Source organism: Hymenobacter defluvii (assembly GCF_017589435.1).
GTDB lineage: Bacteria > Bacteroidota > Bacteroidia > Cytophagales > Hymenobacteraceae > Hymenobacter > Hymenobacter profundi.
This window is the reverse complement of sequence record NZ_JAGETX010000147.1, coordinates 1-246: the sequence shown is the minus strand read 5'-3', so window position 1 is coordinate 246 and position 246 is coordinate 1. Positions and strand designations below refer to the sequence as shown.

Sequence of the window (246 nt, the reverse complement as noted above, 5' to 3'; positions counted from 1 at the left end):
GGTCCTAACCGCGGACGCCAACTATGCCACGTACCGACTCGGCCGGCAGCAAGGGTTGGCGGCGTTGCTCGATGCGGGCAGCGTGGCTCCCACCCTGCTGAGCAGTGACCAATCGGGCAACCTCCGCCTGCTCACTGCTCAGCTCGACTACGTGCAACCGCTGGCTCACCAGCAGCGCCTGTCCGGGGGATTGAAAATCAGCCAGGTCCAGTCCGTTAACGATGCCGTATTTCAGCAGACCAGCAA

Annotated in this window: 1 protein-coding gene; it reads left to right on the top strand. The window is 63.0% G+C overall.

The features are described from left to right. A partial coding sequence (locus J4D97_RS23385) for an outer membrane beta-barrel protein (RefSeq protein ID WP_208309678.1) occupies nt 1-246 on the top strand: 246 nt, incomplete at both ends.